This is a genomic window from Streptomyces sp. S186 (assembly GCF_051603415.1).
In the GTDB taxonomy this organism is placed as follows: Bacteria; Actinomycetota; Actinomycetes; order Streptomycetales; family Streptomycetaceae; genus Streptomyces.
In genome coordinates this window covers 66,934-85,698 of record NZ_CP193933.1, presented here as the reverse complement: position 1 = coordinate 85,698, position 18,765 = coordinate 66,934, and the positions used below count along the sequence as shown (strand labels likewise).

Annotated in this window: 17 protein-coding genes; 12 read left to right on the top strand and 5 right to left on the bottom strand. The window is 69.6% G+C overall.

The genetic code is table 11. The features are described from left to right. Positions 1 to 121: 121 nt before the first annotated feature. The 3 genes from ACRAS8_RS36770 to ACRAS8_RS36760 form a co-directional block, all read right to left on the bottom strand. Complete coding sequence (locus ACRAS8_RS36770) at positions 122 to 1,150, bottom strand: protein-L-isoaspartate O-methyltransferase family protein (RefSeq protein ID WP_438490776.1); 1,029 nt, start codon at positions 1,148 to 1,150, stop codon at positions 122 to 124. A gap of 285 nt (positions 1,151 to 1,435) precedes the next feature. Next, positions 1,436 to 1,969 carry a GNAT family N-acetyltransferase gene (locus ACRAS8_RS36765; protein ID WP_438490775.1) on the bottom strand — a complete coding sequence of 178 codons (534 nt, stop codon included), beginning with the start codon at positions 1,967 to 1,969 and terminating at the stop codon, positions 1,436 to 1,438. Beyond that, positions 1,966 to 2,949 (bottom strand): hypothetical protein, encoded by a 984-nt coding sequence (locus ACRAS8_RS36760; protein WP_438490774.1) that lies wholly within the window; start codon positions 2,947 to 2,949, stop codon positions 1,966 to 1,968. The genes ACRAS8_RS36765 and ACRAS8_RS36760 overlap by 4 nt, the downstream gene beginning before the upstream one ends. Before the next feature lie 893 nt (positions 2,950 to 3,842). On the opposite strand from ACRAS8_RS36760, the gene ACRAS8_RS36755 reads away from it, so the two are divergent. Next, entirely contained in the window at positions 3,843 to 4,280 is a 438-nt protein-coding gene (locus ACRAS8_RS36755) for an ATP-binding protein (RefSeq protein ID WP_438490773.1), read from the top strand. 257 nt (positions 4,281 to 4,537) lie between these two features. Here ACRAS8_RS36755 and ACRAS8_RS36750 read toward each other — a convergent pair whose 3' ends face one another. After that, positions 4,538 to 5,818 carry a helix-turn-helix domain-containing protein gene (locus ACRAS8_RS36750; RefSeq protein ID WP_438490772.1) on the bottom strand — a complete coding sequence of 427 codons (1,281 nt, stop codon included), beginning with the start codon at positions 5,816 to 5,818 and terminating at the stop codon, positions 4,538 to 4,540. 211 nt (positions 5,819 to 6,029) lie between these two features. Between ACRAS8_RS36750 and rfbB the strand changes: the two genes are divergently transcribed. Genes rfbB through ACRAS8_RS36735 form a run of 3 tightly spaced genes read left to right on the top strand, consistent with a single transcriptional unit; the run spans position 6,030 to position 9,410 of the window. Beyond that, entirely contained in the window at positions 6,030 to 7,052 is a 1,023-nt protein-coding gene (rfbB, locus tag ACRAS8_RS36745; RefSeq protein WP_438490771.1) for a dTDP-glucose 4,6-dehydratase, read from the top strand. Beyond that, on the top strand, positions 7,045 to 8,277 hold the full coding sequence (locus tag ACRAS8_RS36740; protein ID WP_438490770.1) for an ATP-grasp domain-containing protein: 1,233 nt from the start codon (positions 7,045 to 7,047) through the stop codon (positions 8,275 to 8,277). Before rfbB ends, ACRAS8_RS36740 begins: the two co-directional genes overlap by 8 nt. Further along, positions 8,274 to 9,410 carry a DegT/DnrJ/EryC1/StrS family aminotransferase gene (locus ACRAS8_RS36735; RefSeq protein WP_438490769.1) on the top strand — a complete coding sequence of 379 codons (1,137 nt, stop codon included), beginning with the start codon at positions 8,274 to 8,276 and terminating at the stop codon, positions 9,408 to 9,410. The genes ACRAS8_RS36740 and ACRAS8_RS36735 overlap by 4 nt, the downstream gene beginning before the upstream one ends. A gap of 8 nt (positions 9,411 to 9,418) precedes the next feature. On the opposite strand, the gene ACRAS8_RS36730 is transcribed toward ACRAS8_RS36735, so the two are convergent. Then, positions 9,419 to 10,588 (bottom strand): UDP-N-acetylglucosamine--N-acetylmuramyl-(pentapeptide) pyrophosphoryl-undecaprenol N-acetylglucosamine transferase, encoded by a 1,170-nt coding sequence (locus ACRAS8_RS36730; RefSeq protein ID WP_438490768.1) that lies wholly within the window; start codon positions 10,586 to 10,588, stop codon positions 9,419 to 9,421. 517 nt (positions 10,589 to 11,105) lie between these two features. On the opposite strand from ACRAS8_RS36730, the gene ACRAS8_RS36725 reads away from it, so the two are divergent. The 8 genes from ACRAS8_RS36725 (at position 11,106) to ACRAS8_RS36690 (ending at position 18,762) form a co-directional block, all read left to right on the top strand. After that, positions 11,106 to 11,597, top strand: coding sequence for a hypothetical protein (locus tag ACRAS8_RS36725; RefSeq protein WP_438490767.1), 492 nt, complete (start codon positions 11,106 to 11,108; stop codon positions 11,595 to 11,597). 2 nt (positions 11,598 to 11,599) lie between these two features. Beyond that, positions 11,600 to 13,822: an ATP/GTP-binding protein gene (locus ACRAS8_RS36720; RefSeq protein ID WP_438490766.1), complete on the top strand. Its 2,223-nt coding sequence runs from the start codon at positions 11,600 to 11,602 to the stop codon at positions 13,820 to 13,822. A 26-nt stretch (positions 13,823 to 13,848) separates the two neighbouring features. Then, on the top strand, positions 13,849 to 14,832 hold the full coding sequence (locus ACRAS8_RS36715) for a replication-relaxation family protein (protein ID WP_438490765.1): 984 nt from the start codon (positions 13,849 to 13,851) through the stop codon (positions 14,830 to 14,832). A gap of 8 nt (positions 14,833 to 14,840) precedes the next feature. Continuing rightward, a complete protein-coding gene (locus ACRAS8_RS36710) occupies positions 14,841 to 15,314 on the top strand; it encodes a hypothetical protein (protein WP_438490764.1) in 474 nt (157 codons plus the stop codon). Continuing rightward, positions 15,284 to 16,336, top strand: coding sequence for a hypothetical protein (locus ACRAS8_RS36705; protein ID WP_438490763.1), 1,053 nt, complete (start codon positions 15,284 to 15,286; stop codon positions 16,334 to 16,336). The genes ACRAS8_RS36710 and ACRAS8_RS36705 overlap by 31 nt, the downstream gene beginning before the upstream one ends. Before the next feature lie 266 nt (positions 16,337 to 16,602). Beyond that, positions 16,603 to 17,154: a hypothetical protein gene (locus ACRAS8_RS36700; protein ID WP_438490762.1), complete on the top strand. Its 552-nt coding sequence runs from the start codon at positions 16,603 to 16,605 to the stop codon at positions 17,152 to 17,154. After that, positions 17,148 to 18,032, top strand: coding sequence for an ATP/GTP-binding protein (locus tag ACRAS8_RS36695; RefSeq protein ID WP_438490761.1), 885 nt, complete (start codon positions 17,148 to 17,150; stop codon positions 18,030 to 18,032). The genes ACRAS8_RS36700 and ACRAS8_RS36695 overlap by 7 nt, the downstream gene beginning before the upstream one ends. A gap of 169 nt (positions 18,033 to 18,201) precedes the next feature. Beyond that, positions 18,202 to 18,762, top strand: a complete 561-nt coding sequence (locus ACRAS8_RS36690) for an SAF domain-containing protein (RefSeq protein WP_438490760.1) — start codon at positions 18,202 to 18,204, stop codon at positions 18,760 to 18,762. Positions 18,763 to 18,765: the final 3 nt, after the last annotated feature.

Here is an 18,765-nt window from a genome sequence, read left to right as displayed (position 1 = left end):
GGTATGCACCCAACACTTAGTTCGAAGCACACGCCCTACATGCGGTAGGCGGGGTAGGGTGCGACGACCTGCACCCCGGTGCCGATGCCGCGCAGCATAGGTCCCCCTTCGTGGTCGGCGGCTACTGGGACAGCCGCAGATGCCAGCCGACAGGACCCTGCCCGCCGTCGTCCGCGCGGACCAGGTTCGGGATGTAGGTCTCGGGAGCCGGGCGTCCGGCCTCTTCCCAGGCAGTGAGCCAGTCGCGCAGGGCGGCCAGGGAGGGGGAGTTCGGGCTGTCGGCGAGGATCGTGCCGTCCTGCTGGATGACGGCGGCAGTGTCGGGGGTGGCGTGGCCGATCGCCCACAGGTCCGGGCGGAGTCCGGCCACGGTGAGCTGGGGATCGCGGAGGGCGGCGGCGAAGGTTCGCCAGCTCGCCCAGTCGACCTCTGCACCCTCGTATGACTCGGTGTGAGCGGCGTGCAGGAGCCGGTCCAGGGCGGTGCGGGCGCCGGTGTGCAGCCGGTCGTCGTCCCCCCGCCACGAGAGGGAGATCCAGGAGAGGGCCTGCACGCGGTTCTCCCAGTCCACCCATCGGCCCGGCAGGTCGAGATCGCCCTTGGGTGAGGCGGTCGCCTCGATGTAGCCCCCGGTGAAGACGGCCTCGACGGTGGGCTCGCCGGCGTTGACGCGGATCTTGGCGACGAGGGTCATGTTGGGCACGTTGGCGATCGGCAGCGGGGCGACGATGAGGCCGCCGCTGGCGACCTGGTCCGTCCACGCTTTCGGCAGCAGCGGCGGGGTGCACCAGGCCACCATCCGGTCATAGGGTGCCCGTTCGGCGAAGCCAACCGTGCCATCGGCGACGTGGCAACGGACGTTGTTGATGCCGCATTCGTGGTGGATGAGATTGGCCCACCTCACAAGGTAGGCGTCGATGTCGAGGCTGGTCACCGTGCCGGTAGAGCCGACGAGTTCGGCGAGCAGGCGCCCGGAGTAGCCCGAGCCGGTGCCGAACTCGGCGACGTTCATGCCCGGCTGAACGTCGAGGGTGGTCACTTCACGGTGGACCACCACCGGGTTGGAACGGTGCGGGGTGGCGCCGCGCCCTTCGTGGTGGGTGTAGTGGCGTTCGGGAACTTGCTCGGCGGCCAGGGCGACGGTGCTCACGGCTCACTCCTTCGGGGGTTGGGTACGCGTATGCGACAACTGGTCCGGGCCGTGAAGGACACGGTGCTCGGAGCCTGAGGGCGGGCCGTCAGCGGCCCCGTCACGAGGCCGCTGACGGCATATGAGTTGCCGCAGGCTGCGGATGCCGAGGAGAGACGCAGGGAACGAGGCGTCGGCGTCAGCGAGGACGGCGGGCAGCACGCCGCGGACGGGGCAACGCGGTGAGCTGCGTCGACGCCAGCGGTTGTCCGGGGCGAGGAACGCAGGCCGCCCTGCGCGCGCCGGTCAGGCAGCGATGTGCAGGTCCCGGAGCATAACTGCGAAGTTCGGGGAGTCCGGGAATGGCTGACGATTCCCGACCTTGCGGTACCCCCACGTCTCGTAGAGGGCTTGGACCTTGAGGTGGTCGGGGTCGACGAGGAGCACGGCCAGGGCCTCGGTCCGGTTGGCAAGCAGGGCTGCATGGAGCCGCTCCGCGGTCCCTGTTTTCCGCCACGTCGGCCGGACCATCAGCTCCGAAACCGAGAATGTCGAGGCGTCTGCCGGCGGTTCGCTCACGTGCTCGCGCCACCATTCGCGCCCCTCCGTCGCAGGGGCGCCGTAGACGAAACCAACGGGCTCGGAGTCCTGGTAGCCGATCACGCAGGAGAAACCGGGGTTGCCTCCCCAGTGGTCGACGAACCAGGGAAACCGCTGGGTGAACTCGTCGTCCTCCAACTCGTCGGCGTACGCGTCGGCGTGTACGTCAAGGAGCGTTTGGCGGATGACGGGCAGGTCATCGTGCCCGAAGTGGCGGAGTTCAACGGTTGCGCTGGTCATGCGGGGCTCCATTCGGTCCGGTAGCGGTCGGCCCACTCGTGTGCGATGCGTGGGGGTGCCAGCGTGATCAGGTCCCGGTGGAAGGTGCCGAGGAGCTGACGCATGCGGCCGGGGAGTGGGTCCCCGGACATGATCGTGAAGACGTCTGCGCTGGTGGCGCATGCCGGCTCGACGTCGCCTTGGTGGAGCTGCGCGAGCGCGAGGCGGGCGGTGGTGTGTGCGCGGTTGCGACGGTAGGTGTCGGGGAGGGCGGCAAGTGCTTTGTGGGCGGCGGCCTCGGCCTCTGCGGGGTCGCCGACGACGTCGCGAACGGTTGCGGTGAGGGAGTACAGCTCTGCGGGGCCGTAGAAGGCGATCCAGATAGGCCGCGGTTGTGTGGTGTCGACCTTGCCCATGGTGTCCTCGGCGCGACCGAGAGAGCGCAGGGCCCCGCGCCGGTCGCCGCTGTTGGCGAGACCGACAGCGGTTCGGGCGTGGGCAAGAGAGGCGTGCAGCGGTGACCTGCGCGCTACGAGCGTCGCCTGCGCGGCCTGGGCGGCGGCGACGGCCGTGCCGTAGTCCTTCTGTTGCCGGGCGAGCATGGCCCGCAGGTTCCATACCTGCATGGCCATGTCCGTGTCCTGGGCCATGCCGGCGAGGGTGAGGGCGCGGTCGAGATGCTTGCCGGCGGCGTCGAGCTGCCGGGCGTCGATCAGCGACCATGCCGCGGTCGCGGTGAAGTCGGCGGCGAGGCTGAACAGGCGTTGGCGCACGCGTTGTGTGGTGGACCGGCGCTGGAGTCCAAGGGCTTCGTCCGCCCCGGCAAGCGCGGCGCGTTCGAGGGCAGTGTGTCCACCGTGCTCGGCATCGAGCGCGACGAGGGCTTCGACACTGTCATGGAGTCGGACCACGTCGGAGGTTCCCACGCGCGGCGGGCGGGAGGCTATGAGGGGGATGGCGACGGCGGCGGTGGCCGCGCCGACGAACCGGCGACGGTGCACTGTGTCCTCCGATGGCGCTGCTGGGGGGAGTGGACTGGTGGTGCGTTTCCCCCGAGGCACGAACCCTAGGTCTGCGACAGTCCTGCTGCTGATGGCCTCTAACGCGCGGCGCTGGCGCTCCTGGGGCCAGCGGTTCTCGCCGGACAGCCACCGAAATACCGTGCGTTCGCTGGTGGCGCCGAGCCGTCCGGTGAGGTCGCGAATGGCGTCGTTGACAGCGTCGGCCAGTTCCCCGGCCGACATGCCAACCTTCGCCATCCAGGCAGCTAAGGCTGCGTTTCTGGACTCCGCCATAACGTCACGGTATGAGGTGCGGACGGTCACAGAAAGTAAAGGGCTGGTCATTTCGTCAGTTTGAGCGCGACCGGTCCGCGCAACTTCGTCATGGCTGCTGGGTGGTGACGGCGAGTTAGCTGTCGTGTACGGCCCTGCCCGCGCTTCGCCCCCGGGCGGGGCACCGACCCCATCGCAAACGCCGAGGCGACGATGACCAATACGCGCACCACGGAGAGCATCACGCCCCCCGACCCGTCCGCCGCCGTGTTGTACGTGTGCGCGGAGCAGGGGCGACTGGCCCCAAACCTCACGGCGGAGCGCGCTGAGGAGGAGGGGCGCGCATTCGCCATCGCGTGCGGGCTCCGCTTGACCGGGGTAGTCACGGACGCGTACGGGGAGCCCGACCCGTGCCGTCGCAGCGGCTGGTCGCGGATCCGCGACCTCGCCGAGGCGGGCACAGTCGACATGGTGATCGCCAGGTGGCCAGCGTCGATCTCCCCGGATCCCTCGCACCAGATGTGGCATCGCGAGATCCAGTGGTTGCAGGACCGAGGCGTCGAAGTCTGCTACTCGTGGCCTCCGCTCGCGCCCAGCAATAAAGCCAGGGGGACGACCCGATGACCGGTACCTGCGTGATCCCGGTCTACACGCAGACGCTGGCCTTGATCCCGGCATCGGTCCGGGTGGCACGCATGAGCGTGCGCACGACGCTCACCTGCTGGGGGCTGGCCGGCCTGGCCGAGGACGCCGAGCTGATCGTGTCGGAGCTGCTGTCCAACGCCGTACAGCACGCCACCTCAGTCCTGTTTCCGGGGGACGATCCGGGACGGTGCCGACTGACCGTCGAGCGGCCCGCCCCGGGCACCGTGCAGATCTGGGCAGCGGACTCCTCATGCCGGCATCTTGAGCGGCGCAGCGCGAGCCCGCAGGACGAGCACGGCCGGGGGCTGGCGGTGCTGGATGCCCTCGCCACCGCGTGGGACGTCATCCCCACAGCGACCGGCAAAGTGGTGCGGGTCGAGCTGGGCACGACGGGCCCGGGGGCGCAACGGTGAGCGGACGTCATGCCGCGCCTACGGCACCCCTGATCCAGTTATCCGCATGGCGGCCGTTGACGGTGCTGGCGCTACTCGGGGCCGCCCCACCCGCCGTGGTCATCAGCAGCGCCGCCCACGCCCACTCGGCGCCCGCCGCGGTCTCCATCACCGACGAGCCCGCCACGGCGGCGCCCTCAGCGCCGCTGCGCCCGTGCCGATCAGGACGCCGCGCCCCGGCGCCTGGCAAGCGCGCACCCCAAGGGCAACCACCAGGGTCACGCCCCGGCGAGTGCCCCTGTGCGTGCAGCGAATTCTCGGAGCCCTTGGACTCGGGCGGGTCCGTACAGCAGATGCGACGTTAGTGCGCGTAGGGATGGCCGGCGTACTTCCTGGGGTGCTTCCTGTTCGACATGGCGCAGCGCGGTGAATGTCTGTTGGCTGTCGCCGAGGGCGTGCCACATGCGTGCGATGTCGGTCCATGCCCGGGCGCGGCGTTCGGCGGTTGGCATGAGGTCGATGTTCAGGTCGGCTGCGGTCTTCACGCCTTCGTCTGGTGTGCCGAGGGTGTTGAGGACGCCGATGCGGTAGACGTCGACTTGGGTGTGGGTGGCTTCGACGGTGAACAGGCCGTCGGGGACATCGGGGTGGCGCTTGATGTCGTCGTCTGCCGCGTCGAGAAGGGCGAGTGCCGTCGTGCGGTCCTGGCCTGCGGCTGCGGAGTAGGCGGCGGTGAGCTGGAGTGTGGTGCGTACGGCTCCTGTGCGCGGGTTGGCGGTGTCGAGTTCGGATGCTTCGCGGGCCAGGAGGTGGACTGCGGAGGACCAGTTGCCGGAGCGGCGCATGGTGATCGCCAAGACGCGGGCTGCTTCTCCGACGGGCACGGGCATGCCGCTGGAGCGTGCGGCGGTCAGTGCCCGGTCGGCGGCGACCCAGGCCGCGTCGGAGTGCTGCTTCGATGCGTGTTCAGCGGCGAGCACGTAGGCGCGTGCCAGTACTGCGGACGCCTGGCGACGATCCGGGCCGTCGGACGCATTCCTCGTCGCCTCAGCGGTGGCGAGGAGGCCGGGCAGGGCGCGGCCGAGGTCGCTGTAGCGGGCGGCTGTGAAGGCTCGCCTGGCTGCGTTGGTCCGGGCGACCAGCGCGGGCAGTGGGGTGGGTTCGGCGCTCGGTAGCTTGAACAGGACGTCTTCCAAGTCGGCTGCCGGTAGCGCTGCTGCTGGGCCCGTGCCGACGATGGCCATTGCCCCAGCGGCAGCTGCTCCGGTCAATAGGTCCCTGCGACGCACTGCGTCCTCCTCGTCCGGCATCCGCCCGGTGGCCACCGTAGCGATGTTGGCCACCTGCGGGACAGTGGAACCGCTCAACCACTGGAGCGGAAGGCGCAATGCACGGGCCATGAGGGGCGCTACGTGCGGGTCGAGCCGCATCTTGTTGGCTTCGATGCGGGAGATCGCCGATGCCGAGTATCCGACCTGCTGGCCCAGCTGTTCTTGCGTGATGCGTTGGGCGCTGCGGGCGCTGCGGATGAGGGCGCCTAAGTCGCCTGTGCGGTCCATCGGAACCTCCTTCGCGCCGACGGGACGGACGACGCTAGCGCCGCTGGGCACGGGGCGGTAGGGCGTACGGATGCACAGCATGTGCCGGTTCCGCACATGGCGTGCGAGGACGCCCCGAGGTGGTCTCGTCCCTGTTGCTGGGCGGCCATGGTGGGGCGTGAAGGCGGGCGGCGTACCGCGGCCCGCTGCTCGCACCTTCCTGGAGGCATCCATGGACAAAGTGCTGGTTACCGGCGGGGCCGGGTTCATCGGCTCCCACTTCGTCAAGCGCATCCTGCGGGCCGATGACGTCGCCCAGGTGACGGTCCTCGACGCCCTTACGTACGCGGGGAACCACGCGAACCTCGGCAAGGGCTTCCTCAGCCCGAAGCTGACGTTCGTACACGGCGACATCTGCGACGCCACTCTGGTGGATACCCTCATGAGCCAGCACACCATGGTGGTCCACTTCGCCGCCGAGTCCCACGTCGACCGGTCCTTCACGGCGGCCTCCACGTTCGTCACCACTAACGTCCTGGGCACCCAGACCCTCGCGGACGCGGCCATGCGGCACGGCATCGAGCGGTTCGTGCACGTCTCCACGGACGAGGTGTACGGGCCGCTGCTGGAGGGCGCCGCCACGGAGGATTACCCGCTGCGCCCGACTGTCCCGTACGCCGCGTCGAAGGCCGCGGCCGACCTGGTGGCGCTCAGCTACTGGCACACCTACGGCACGCCGATCTGCGTCACCCGCTCCTCGAACAACTACGGGCCCTGCCAGTACCCGGAGAAGATCATCCCGCTGTTCGCCACCCGGCTCCTGCGGGGCGAACCGGTCACCCTCCACGACCGGGGCCAGCACGTCCGCAACTGGCTGCACGTCGAGGACAACTGCCAGGGCATCGAACTCGTGCTGCGCCACGGGACGCCCGGCGAGATCTACAACCTCGGCGGCGGCACCGACATGACGAGCAAGGACCTGACCGGCGAGCTGCTGCGGATCTGCGGCGCCGACTGGGACGCCGTTATGTACGTGCCCGACCGGCTGTCCAACGACCTGCGGTACTCGATGGACTGCACGAAGGCCGCCGCCCTCGGCTACCGGCCGCAGCGCGACTTCAAAGCCGGCCTGGAGGAGACCGTCGACTGGTTCCGGCGCAACCCCGACCGGTGGGCGCCGCTCTCGCGCAGCCCGCTCCCGGCCATGCGTGCGCGCGTCACCCTCGACATGGCCCGGGAGCCGCAGCATGTCTGAGCACTGGCCCCAGGGCGCGCTGATTGTGCTGGGCGCGTCGGAGGAGCAGATACCGCTCTACCAGGAGGCGCGGCGTCGCGGAATCCCGACCATAGCGGTGGACATAAGGCCGGACGCTCCCGCACTCCCGTTCGCCGAGGCGGCCCTGAAGATCTCCACGCGGGACACCAACGCCATCGCCGACGCGCTGGGCGACGCGTGCCCCGCCGGGATCGTAGGCGGTGCGAGCGACGCCGCGCTGGCCAGTTGGCACGCCTTGAGCATGCGGTACGGCACCACCTACGTGTACCCCAAGAGCGCACTCGCAGCTGTCGACAAGGCCAGCTTCCATACTGTCGCCGCGTCCTGCGGCATCGCCGGATACGGATGGACCGCGTCGAACAACCCGGATGAAGTCGTCGCGAAGGCAGTGCGGTTGCGCTTCCCGCTCGTGATCAAGCCGGTGGACGGTTCAGGCAGCAAGGGCGTCACCCGCGTCACCCGCCCTGACGATCTGCCCGCCGCCGTCGCCTACGCCCGCTCCTACTCCGCCTCTCAGACGGTGATCGCTGAGGAGTTCATTCAAGGTCGCCCACTGGCCATTGAGGTCTTCATGCGGGACGGCAGGGCGCTGATGACCTGCGTCAAGGACAAGGAGTTCGTCGACGGGAGTTTCGTCGTCAGGCGGCTTCGCACCGCGCAGTTGGCGCCGGCGGCGCACCACCAGCTGGAGGCCAGCGTCGAACGGCTGTGTCGTGCGCTCGGCATCGCCAACGGGCCGGCGAACTTCGACGTCGTCCTCGGCGCAGACGCCCAGGAGCGTGTCATCGAGGCCAACACGCGTCTCGGGGGTGACGGCGTCCCGCGCTTACTCGCCGCCGCCTACGGCGTGGACGTCGTGCGTGCGCTCATCGCCCTCGCCCTCGGTGAGCCGTTCGGCGACCACCTGAAGCGGACGCGCGCCGCGCACGCGGCGCTGGAGCTGATCGGCTCATCGCTGGCCGTGGAAGGCGAACTGGTCACATGGGAGGGCATCGCTGAAGCCCGCAGCATCCCCGGGATCACCGATATCGAGCTGTACGCCAAACCAGGCGACCTGGTACGGCCGCATGACCAGTCCGGCCACAAGATCGGCCTGCTCGTCGCTGCCGGACCGTCGGTTGCGGACGCACTCTCGGCTCTGGAGACGGCCAGCGCGCTGGTTCGGCCGATCATCCGGCCGATCGCGAAGGGACTCACCGCATGACGACCACCGCCCGGCCCGGCGCCGGGCGCAACGCCTCCCCGTACCTGTACGGCCAGGAAGCCGCCGCGGTCGCCCGCGTACTGGAGGCCGGCCAGTACGGGCACACCGAGGTCACCGAGGAGTTCGAGCGCCAGGTCGCCAGCTTCCTCGGCGTCCCGGACGCCGTGGCCGTCGCCTCCGGCACCGCGGCGCTCCACGTAGCCCTGCTCGCCGCCGGGGTCGGCCCCGGCGACGACGTCATCGTGCCGTCCATGACGTTCTGCGCAACGGTCCAGGCGATCCTCGCCGTCGGCGCCACCCCGCGCTTCGTCGACATCGACCCCGCCACACTGTGTGTCACCGACCAGCTCGTCATGGAGGCAGTCAGTGACACCACCACCGCCGTCATCCCGGTGCTGTTCGGGGGCAGGGCAGTCGACCTGGCCCCCGTGCGTGACGAGCTTGCCGACCGAGGGATCGTCGTTATCGAGGACGCCGCGCACGCCTTCGGATCCCGCGACGGCACACCACGCGTGGGCGCGACCGGAGCCCTGACGTGCTTCTCGTTCGGGCCGATCAAGAACCTCACCTGCGGCCAGGGTGGCATGGTGGTCCCTCGCAGCCCCGAGGAAGCGGACACGATCCGCCAGATCCGACTCCTGGGTGTCGCCCAGTCCCAGAGCGAGCGCGCCAACACCACCACCTACCGGGTGGGCAGCTTCGGCCTGCGCTACCAGCTCTCGGGCCTCAACGCCGCCATCGGCCTTGCCCAACTGGCCGGTTTCACCACGACCGAGCACACCCGCCGCCGTCTATGGCGCACGTACCGAGAAGCCCTCGCCCCGGTGGATGGCGTGACGCTCGTCAACGTCGACATCGACCGCACGGTGCCGCACCTGTGCCAGGTCCGCGTACCGCACCGCGACCGCGTGTTCGCCGAACTGCGGGCCCACAGCATCGGGGTGGGCGTGCACTACCCGCCCAACCACCTCCAGCCAGCATTCGCCGCGTGGCACCGTCCCCTGCCGGAGACCGAGCAGGTCGGTGGGGAGATCCTGAGCCTGCCCTTCCACCCGCACCTCATCGAGACGGACATCGACCAGGTGGTCTCGGCGCTCGGGCAGGCCCTGCACCTCAACGCACACCGCACGTAGGGAGTGGGTCAGCCGACCGCGGCGGCCAGGATCACGTCGACGAGCCTGTCCGCCGCGTCCGGCCGGCCGTGTGCCCGGGCAGCCTCCGCCATACCCGCGCGCCGCGCCGGGTCGGCCAGAAGCGGCCCGAGGGCCTCCCGCAACCGCGCGGCGGTGACGTCACCGGTGAGCGCGACGGCCGCCCCCGCCTCCTCCAAGTGCCGTGCGTTGTGCGCCTGCTCATTCCCCGCCGAAGAGGCGAGCGGCACGAACACGGCCGGCTTCCCCAGCGCAGTCAGTTCGGCCAGCGTGCCGGCGCCGCTGCGGGAGACCACGACATCGGCGAGCGCCAGGACGTCGGGCAGCTCCGGCCCGACGAACCCGGTGAGGTAGTACCTGGCTGCGAGGTTCGGCGGGAGCCCGGCCGCGCTGGAGCGCAGCGCCTCGACATTCGCCGGCCCACACTGGTGCACCACGTTGGCTCGCTCCAGCAGCCACGGGAGGGCGTCCCGGACCACGTCATTGATCTGCTGCGCACCCTGCGCACCGCCGGTCACGTAGAGCGTGGGCAGCCGCCGGTCGAAGCCCGACAGCCCGAGCGCCGTGATCGCCTCGTCTGCGTGTCCGGTCAACACCTCCGGCCGGACCGGGTTCCCGGTCACCACGGCCGCAGACCGCACGGTCTCAGGGAGGAGCGGCAGCGTCGACTCGGACGAGACGGCGATGCGCGTCGCCGAGCCGGCCAGCTTCCGGTTCGCCAGTCCGAGTCGCACTGTCTGCTCGTGCAGGACCAACGGAACCCGGCACATACGGGCGGCGAGACCGGCCGGCACGGCAACGTACCCGCCAGTTGCCAGGACGACATCCGGCCGGAAGTCCGCAATGATCTTGCGGGCCTGGGCAACGCCGAGCGGGACCCGCGCCATGTCCCGCACGTTCGCCGGAGACACCATCCGCAAGGGATTGCTGGACCGGCGGATCTTGCCCGTGGCGACGGTGGCGAACGCGATCCCCTCGGCCGGTGCGACGCGCGCCTCCAGGCCGTCAGCAGTGCCGATCCACAGCACATCCAAGGTCCCGCCCCCGGCAGAGACCCGCTCCTGCAATGCGCGGGTCGCGGTAAGCGCCGGGTAGGTGTGGCCCCCGGTACCACCCCCGGTGACGACCAGTCGGAAAGCCTGCGGCTGGGATGTGTTCACCCCGTGCAGCCTACCGGCCAGGAGCGAAGGAGAGCGGGGATCCCGGCCGACTCCGGGAACCACGCCTCCACCTCGAAGAACAGAACTTCGATGGGCTAAGACCGATGAAGACCGCTGGTCAACCCGCCACGGAGTGCACGCAGTTGGCCCCGGTGTTGCCCTTTCCCCCGTGGGGCGGCAGCCGGGGCCGACTCCTATGCTCTGGGCTCCGGACTGAGAGTGTGACGGCTCCCGCCCGGCGTCGCTGGCGCTGTCGGTGGGCCCTTGCCGATCTGCCACCCGGACGTGAGGCGGGCGGCAGGAGCCCACTGTTCGTGGGACAGGCCGGGTGGTCCGCCTTCGCGTCATCGGTCACGTGTCGAGGCTGCTCTCCCCGCGAAGGGAGAAAAAGTTGAGCCCGGGTGTCACATCGGGATGGATTCGGCTCCCTTCTCTGTATGAGGCGGCAAGGTGTGCCGCCCCGCGAGGAGGCGCAGATGAATTCGCACGAGGTCACGATGAGCCAGCGGGACCTGTGGTGACCGGCATCCTGCCGCGTACGTCGGAAGTGGGGCACTGGCTGTGGGCGCTGGTGGAGGCCGGCCTGGCGAGCCTGTGGTGGATCGCCCTTGCGGCCCTTGCCGCTGCGGCTGTGTGGGTCGCGGCCGCGGTGTGGTGGCGCCGTCGGGCAGTACGCGAACTTGCCGACCGCACGCGGGTGGAACTGGTGCCGGCGGCCACATTCGACCCGGAGCTGACGGAGGTGGGGCGCGTCGCCGGCCGGCTGGCCAGCGTGCGCTCCGCCAGCGGGACGCTTCCCCGGCGCGCGGCCGCGGTGCGCATACGAGTCGCGGCGGGTGAGGAGGGGCGCCTGCACTACTGGTGGGAGGGGCCGGAGCGCGCAGCTGGAGTGTTGCGGCAATCCGGATACCGGCGGGTCGAGGTTGTCACTCCTCGCGCTTCCTCCGAGCGACGGTGGCGCATCCGGTTCGCCGATGCTGCGCCGCTGAAGCGGGGTGGATCGTGGTGAGCGTGGTGGGCACCGTCAACCTGACCAAACCTGCCACCGAGGACAGCAGCGTGGAGGGGCCGCGCTACGTGGCGCGGGCCGAGCTGGTGCTCGCCGGGCCGGATCACCGCCCTTTGGGAAAGGCCGGACTGGACCCCGACCCTCTGGAGCACGTGGCGGCCGTGTTCGCCCACGTGCGCACCGAGGCCGGAGAGGAGGCCGAGCTGGTCGTCGACCTGGTCCCGGTGCCCGGCCGGAGGGTGGCACGGCGGCGCCGTGCCCTGATGCGCCGCGCCACCCGGCGCGGGCCGTCCGCGTACGGCGAGCAGGTCGGCGAGGGCGGCCGCGCGGGCGGAGCGATGGAGATCCTGCGTGATGGCCTGGGCGTCTCCGCGGGTGGAGGGGTCAGGCGGACGGCGCGGGTGCCGCGGCAGAGTGACCTGTCCGAGGGGGTGGGGAAGTTCACTCCCGGTGCGGAGGTGTTCGCTGTCCAGGTGCTGGTGCGGTGTGTGGCCCGGCATCCGCAGCAGGCGCAGGCTCGCCTGCATCAGATGCTGGCGGCGATGGAGGCGTTCAGCGGTGAGAACCGCTTGGTGCCGGTCGGCCCGAAGTGGGGCCCGTGGCGTCGGTATTCGAATGTGTGGTGGCTGCGGAGTCGTTTCGACCGGCGGCTGGAGCGGGGGGATTTCGCGCCCGCCCGTCGGCAGTGGGTGACGTGGCAGGAGATCGCCGGGCTGCTCAAGCCGCCCACCGCCCGCTGCGACGCCCCGAATGTGGCCCGCTGCGGTGGTGTCGTCCCGCCGGCGCCGGCCGCGCTGCCGACGTGGACGGGGCAGCGCGATGTCCTGCCGCTGGGCCGAGTGACGGGCCCCGACGGCACCGAGCGGCTGGGGGGTGCCTACGCAGCAGATGTGCTCTTCGGTGCCTCCTACGGAAAGTCGGGGTTCGGGAAGACGGAGAAGGCGCTCGTGGAGTGCCTGGCCCGCGCCTATGCCGGTGACGGGGCCTGGTTCCTCGACCCGCACCGGACGGCGTGGCAGCGAGCCCGCCCCTACCTCGCCCACCCCGCGGTCGCCGACCGGGTGTGGGAGATCAACCTGGCCCGGCCGGCCATGGACGACCGGATGGCGTGCTGGAACCTGCTGTCCATGGAGGGCCGGACCGTCGAGGAAGTCCAGGACGTCGTCGGCTCCGTGGTCGGGGCGATCGCCTCCGCCCACTCCTGGGGCGAGGCCGCAACGAGGGCACGGACGATCCTGTCCAACGCGGTACGCACCCTGGCCCTCCTCTCGCACCACCTGGTGAGCTCCGGGCATCTGGAGCTGCAGCCGACGGTGTTCCAGATCCGCACCCTGCTGGAGGACGAGGACTGGCGCGAAGCGGTCCTGGCGGTCCTGGATCCGGCCGAGGCCACCTACTGGCGGCGCTCCTTCCCAAACCTGGAGTCCTCCGCACTCAACCCGGTCACCAATGCCCTCTACCGGTTCGACAACTCCCTTTCGCTGCGGGCGTTTCTCGGCTCGCCGCGCTCCGCGTACGACGTGCGGCGGGCGATGGACGAACGGCAGGTCGTCTTCGTCTGCCCCTCGGGCACCGGGGAGAGCGACGACCTGATTACCGCGCTGCTTCTGTTCGATCTGTTCCGGGAGGGAATGTCGCGCGCCGACACTCCGGTCGAGGAGCTGGCGACGTTGTGGGCCTGGGCGGACGAGCTGACCGCGGTCGACGGTGCCTCCCATGGCTACATCGCCAAGATCCTGGAACAGCTGCGGAAATATGAGATCCGCTTCATGGGGATGACGCAGATGGCGATGCGGCTGTCCAACGAGACCCGGGCCGCCCTCATGCAAAACCAATCGCTGTTGTCCGCGACGGCCGCGGACTTCGACGAGGCCGGCTTCGTCACCAAGCGTCTTCCCGGCATCGCCCCTGAGACGGTGCTGGGCCTGGACAAGTACGAGTACATCCAGTCCGTGATGCTCCGCGGCAAGCGCACCACGCCTTTCAGGGTCCGGGGTGTCTCGGTTGATGAGGTCTACGCCGACTACCGCAACGAGGCGGGGCTGCCGGCCCTGGATGCGGCGATCGACAAGAACCTGCGCCGTCTCACGGTCGGGGAAATCCTCGCGACCCAGCGCGGCCTGGACGACGCGATCCTCGCCCACCTCACCACCGGTCGAGCGCGACCGCCGCGCCCATCCGGCCACGGATCCGGCGACGTGGTTCGCACGCTCCGCCCGGTCTGACCTGCTCCACAACGTAAGGACTTCCGATGCCCCGCCCGCACTTCCTAGACCTCACAGACCGGGGCCTGTCCCGGCTCGGGCAGGAGATCCTGCCCGTCCTCTACCGTCACCGGCTGCTGACCGCCGGCCAGCTCACGCAGCTTTTGCGCCCGGCCGCCGCTTCCACCCGCTACGTGCGCCGGCAGTTGGAGGTGCTTCATGGCCGGGGCCTGGTCGACGCGTCCATCCGCCGCACCAGCCGCGCCGGCGAACTCCTTTGGTACACCACCGCGCTGGGCTGCGAGGTCGTCGAGAGCGGCGGGGAGATCGCGCCGCGGGCCTACCGCATGACGGAGGACGCGGCTGCCAGCCAGCTGCAGGAGCACACCCTGGCCGTCAACGAGGTGGGGCTGGCGTTCGTGCAGCACGCCCGGCAACTTGGGGACGAGTGCGGCCCACTGGACTGGGACCCCGAGGTCGCCCACCGTGTCCGCGACGGCGACAGCCGCCTGGGCGACGAGGCGTTCCTGGTGCCCGACGCGGTGCTCCGCTACATCCACACCACCCCCACCGGCCACGGCGGGCAGCAGCAGCGGATGCTGCTGACGTTCTTCTGCGAGATCGACCGCGCCACCATGAGCATCGCCCGCCTGGCCGCCAAACTCGCTGCCTACGCGCGCTACGCCCGCTACATCCCACAGCCGGTCCTGGGCCGCGGTCGACCGAAGGCATCCGGGTACCGGCGGGAGGCGTGGCGCGCCCGGTATCCGTCGTTCCCCCGGGTCCTGCTCGTCCTGGACGGAGCATCGGCGGGCCAGCTGGCGAAGCGAGCGGATGACCTGCGGGCGCTGGCGGCCGCCGATGGCCGCCTGCAGTCCGCCGTAGACCTGCACGCCGGCATCACCACCCTCGAACAGCTCCGCCGCCAGGGGCCGTTCGCACCGATCGTCACGCCCGTCCTCGGTGACCCCAACCCGACCGATGTCCTGTTGCGTCCGTCTGCCGCTGCCGCGGCAGCGGCTTGTGTCTAGGAGACGACATGTTCAGCTTCCTTCGCCGTATGCGCCGCCGTACGCCGGCCGTACCGGCCATAGCCGTCATCGACATCACCGCCTTCTCCAGCCGGCACAACGAGAAGACCTGCGCTGATGTCGTCGCCATCTCCTATCCCATGGGCCCGTTGGTCAGCGAGATGATCGCCCTGCACACCCACACCCGACACCTGGAATGGCTCTCCGAACGGGAGAGCTGCCCGGACGAATACCGTCTGCTGGCCCGCTCGATCGTGCGGCAGGTCATGGCCGGCTGGCACCACCAAACCGGCGGCCACGGGACCATCGACGACCTCCTGACCGACGACGCCGGTGCAGGCCGTGGGCCTGACCAGGACGACTGCCCGTCGGTTTCCGGCCCGGTCTCCAGTACGCCTGATCTTCGCGCACCTGAACTGGCACAATCGGCGCCCCAACAGGGCGCGGTGCCGTGGTGGTCGACGGCAAGGGGGCAGCAGTGAGGAAGGCCGGATGGATCGTTCTCGGTCTGACGGTGGCGGGGCTGATGACCGGATGCGCCGGTGACCCGCCGGCGAAGCAGCATCATGCCGTCGAGAGCAAGCCAGAAGCCTCCCACACACCGAAGCGTGAACTGCCCGAGGGCATGCACAAACTCGGCGAGAGCGTGACCACGGAGGCCAAGACCTGGACCCTGTCCCCGTCGACGCTGACGCCGGTGACGCCGACCAGCAGCGCCAAGGGCTTACCCCGCGGGTGGCGCGCGGCGAAGTTGACCTGGACGCTGACCAACCAGACCGGTGAGATTCAGCAGCTGCTGGATCTCACCCCCACCGTGCGGTACGGCTCGATGGGCCGGTCGGCCGTCACCTTCACCGACACCGGTATCCCGGGGATGCCCGACTCCATCAGCAGTGATCCCCCGCGGGTCAAGCCCGGAGGCGCGTACACCGTGACGATGGGAGTCGCAGTGCCGGCTGATGCGGCCGGCGATCCGGTCACCATCACCACACGCCCCAGGACGATGTTCGGCGCGACCGGCGATGTGGCCTTCTTCGAAGGCCCGTTCCCTGGAGCCCCTGCCCGCAAGGACGTCGTCCTCCACCCCGGCCCGGCCGCCCCGGAGGCGAAGAAGACACTGGCCTTCGGCGAGTGGACGTCTGACCAGCAACTGTCGGTCGGCAACGTACGAGCCGAAGGAACCGGTGACGACGGCCGCCCCGTCTATGGGGCGGACCTGACCATGTTCAATGACGCGACTGACGGCTCCGGGCCTCCCTACACCCCGATGAAGACGGCCGTACGCGTCTACTACGGTGACCAGCTCAAGGAAGCCGACCTCGTTGGGGCGCTTGTCCCCACCGCCGATGAAACGGCCTTCATCGCACCGCAAAGGGCAGCCACCCACCACTTCCGTTTCGCACTTCCGGGCGGAACGAGGCCGGGGACGGTGACGGTAGAGGTCAGGGATCTGAGTACGACGCTGGTGACCTTCGAAGGGAAGGTCAGCAACCGGTCATCGTGAAGTCCGAGGGTCTTGTCACACACAACGGCAGCAGGCATATGCCGAGTCGTTACCAGACATGAACAAAACAGCGTGGCCGGTCTTGAAAATGCCCGGTAAGGTGCGTAGACCGGCCACACGGATGGCGCAATTCCGCCTTAGCGATGAGTGATCTCTGATCGCTAAACGTAGCGAAGCGCGTCAAGTACCTGGTCAGCAGCACCTGGGGAGGAAGCACGATGCACGGACGACTCACTTCACGCCTCGCGCCGCAGCACCTCAAAAACATGCCAATCGGTCTGTTTCTGGCCGGAGCGGCAGCCCTCTCCCTCACCGCGTGCAGCGGCACCTCCAACGATGCCCCCTCAAAGCCCTCGGCCTCGAAGCCCGCGAGCGACAAGCCGACGCCAACGGACCCCACGGAGACTGCCAAGAGGGACGCCATCGCCACCTACCAGTCCTACTGGAAGGAGATGGAGAAGCTCTACGCCGACCGCAGCGGCAAGAGCGCGAACCTCAAGGGGTACGCCGCATCAGCGGCGTTGGAGAACGCCGAGTCGGACGCTAAGCGCGCCCACGACCGCAACCGAATCCACATCGGGCAAGTCAGCGTCGGCAGTCCCACCGTGACCAAGCTTGATATGAAGGGCAAAGTCCCCAACGCCACCCTCTCCAGTTGCCTGGACATCTCCCGGTGGCAGGTCGTCGACGCCACCACCAAGAAGCCGGTCACCCTGCCCTCCAACCGGCTCACCAAGTACGTCATCGTCACCACGGTCGAACGCTGGCCCGACGGGTGGCGCGTCATCCGCGACGAACCGCAGAACAAGTCATGCTGACCCGCCGGGGCACCACAATTGCCACAGCCCTCACTCTGGCTGCACTCGCCCTTCCCACCGCGGCCCGCGCCGACGATCCTTCCGGCACAGGCGGAGCCGAATGCGGACTGTTCACCTGCCAAGTCGAGGCCAACGCCCCAGGATCCAGTAGCAAAGGGAGCAACGGCGGAGCCAGCCACAGCGGCGAAGACAACGACAACGGAGGAGGGGGAGGCGCAAAAAGCCACTGGACCTGCACCTACAAACGCGCCGACCCCCAACCACCAGCCGGAAGCCTGGACTGGGAAGGCCACCAGCCTGGCGACGGCGCAGTGTACGAACAAACCTGCACCTTCGACGCCAATAGCGCCTACCACGTGATCCGGATGGTGTGGGCCGCCGATCCCCCCAAAGGCCCCACCGTCGACCCCGCCACGCTAGCCCAGCAGGCCGTCGACAAGATGGCGCTGCGCGGCCCAGAAATCGGCATCGTGCCCAAGCCAGGCGGAACCGGGTTGGTTGGCTTGCCGGTATGGATGTGGACTGCGAAGTCACCCGAGACGTACGGGCCGAACACCGCCTCCGCCACAGCGGGACCGGTGACGGTGACCGCGACGGCAAAGGTGGCGCAGATCGTGTGGGACATGGGGGATGGCCACACGGTCACGTGCACCACAGCTGGCACCCCCTACGAGCCCTCCTATGGCAAGGCCAAGTCGCCGGATTGCGGCTACCTCTACCGGCAATCGTCCAAGGATGAGCCGGGCCAGAAGTACACGGTCACGGCGACTTCCACGTGGCACGTCGACTGGACCGGCGGCGGCCAGTCCGGACAGCTCACCCAGACCCGCCAGTCCCGGACCCAGATCACCATCGGCCAGCTCAAGGTCCTCAACTGACAGGCCCGGGCCCGGCCTGCACCACGGAAGGACGGCGCGATCGATGAAGAACAGCCCCAGCAGCCCACCCCAGATTCCATCCCCTCCGGCCCCGCCGATGCGGCCCGAGACCCCGATCGGTACCAGCCCGGTCCCCAGGCGCCGCAAACGCTCCCTCATCGTGCTCGGTGTGCTGACCACGCTGGTGGGCGTGCTGGGCACAAGCATGTTGGTCCGCAGTGCCGGGGACCGGGTGAACGTTCTGGCCATCGCCCGGGACGTGCCGGTCGGCCAGGAGATCACTGCCGAAGACCTGACCACGGCGGCGCTCCCGGCCGATCCGGCGTTGAAGCCGGTGCCGGCAAACCAGAAGGCGAGCGTGGTCGGTCGGCGGGCCACCGCGGCCCTGCACGCCGGTGAACTGCTCACCGACGGCCAATTGCATGGCGGCTCCGGCCTTGCTGCTGGACAGGAGCTCGTGGCAGTCGAGGTGCAGCGTGGGGCGGCACCGGTCGACGCACTGGCGTCCGGCGACAAGGTCAAGATCGTAACGACGCCCGGCAAGGACGAGGCGGTCACCAAGAACACGGCGCCGCCGGAGGAGGTCCAGGCGAAGGTCGTGAAGGTTGGCGCGCCGAACGCGTCGGGGGCCGTGGTGGTGCAGGTCGCCGTGGCCAGCACTGACGGTTCGGTGCTGGCGGCGCGGGCGGCGACGGGCCGGGTGGCAATCGTGCTGGCGTCGAAGGGCTGACCT

What these genes read in the sequence shown, in the direction of transcription:
- ACRAS8_RS36765 (WP_438490775.1), bottom strand. Translation starts at nt 1,969, where the DNA reads ATGACCAGCGCAACCGTTGAACTCCGCCACTTCGGGCACGATGACCTG.
- ACRAS8_RS36755 (WP_438490773.1), top strand. Translation starts at nt 3,843, where the DNA reads ATGACCGGTACCTGCGTGATCCCGGTCTACACGCAGACGCTGGCCTTG.
- ACRAS8_RS36750 (WP_438490772.1), bottom strand. Translation starts at nt 5,818, where the DNA reads ATGGACCGCACAGGCGACTTAGGCGCCCTCATCCGCAGCGCCCGCAGC.
- rfbB (WP_438490771.1), top strand. Translation starts at nt 6,030, where the DNA reads ATGGACAAAGTGCTGGTTACCGGCGGGGCCGGGTTCATCGGCTCCCAC.
- ACRAS8_RS36740 (WP_438490770.1), top strand. Translation starts at nt 7,045, where the DNA reads ATGTCTGAGCACTGGCCCCAGGGCGCGCTGATTGTGCTGGGCGCGTCG.
- ACRAS8_RS36735 (WP_438490769.1), top strand. Translation starts at nt 8,274, where the DNA reads ATGACGACCACCGCCCGGCCCGGCGCCGGGCGCAACGCCTCCCCGTAC.
- ACRAS8_RS36715 (WP_438490765.1), top strand. Translation starts at nt 13,849, where the DNA reads ATGCCCCGCCCGCACTTCCTAGACCTCACAGACCGGGGCCTGTCCCGG.
- ACRAS8_RS36710 (WP_438490764.1), top strand. Translation starts at nt 14,841, where the DNA reads ATGTTCAGCTTCCTTCGCCGTATGCGCCGCCGTACGCCGGCCGTACCG.
- ACRAS8_RS36700 (WP_438490762.1), top strand. Translation starts at nt 16,603, where the DNA reads ATGCCAATCGGTCTGTTTCTGGCCGGAGCGGCAGCCCTCTCCCTCACC.
- ACRAS8_RS36695 (WP_438490761.1), top strand. Translation starts at nt 17,148, where the DNA reads ATGCTGACCCGCCGGGGCACCACAATTGCCACAGCCCTCACTCTGGCT.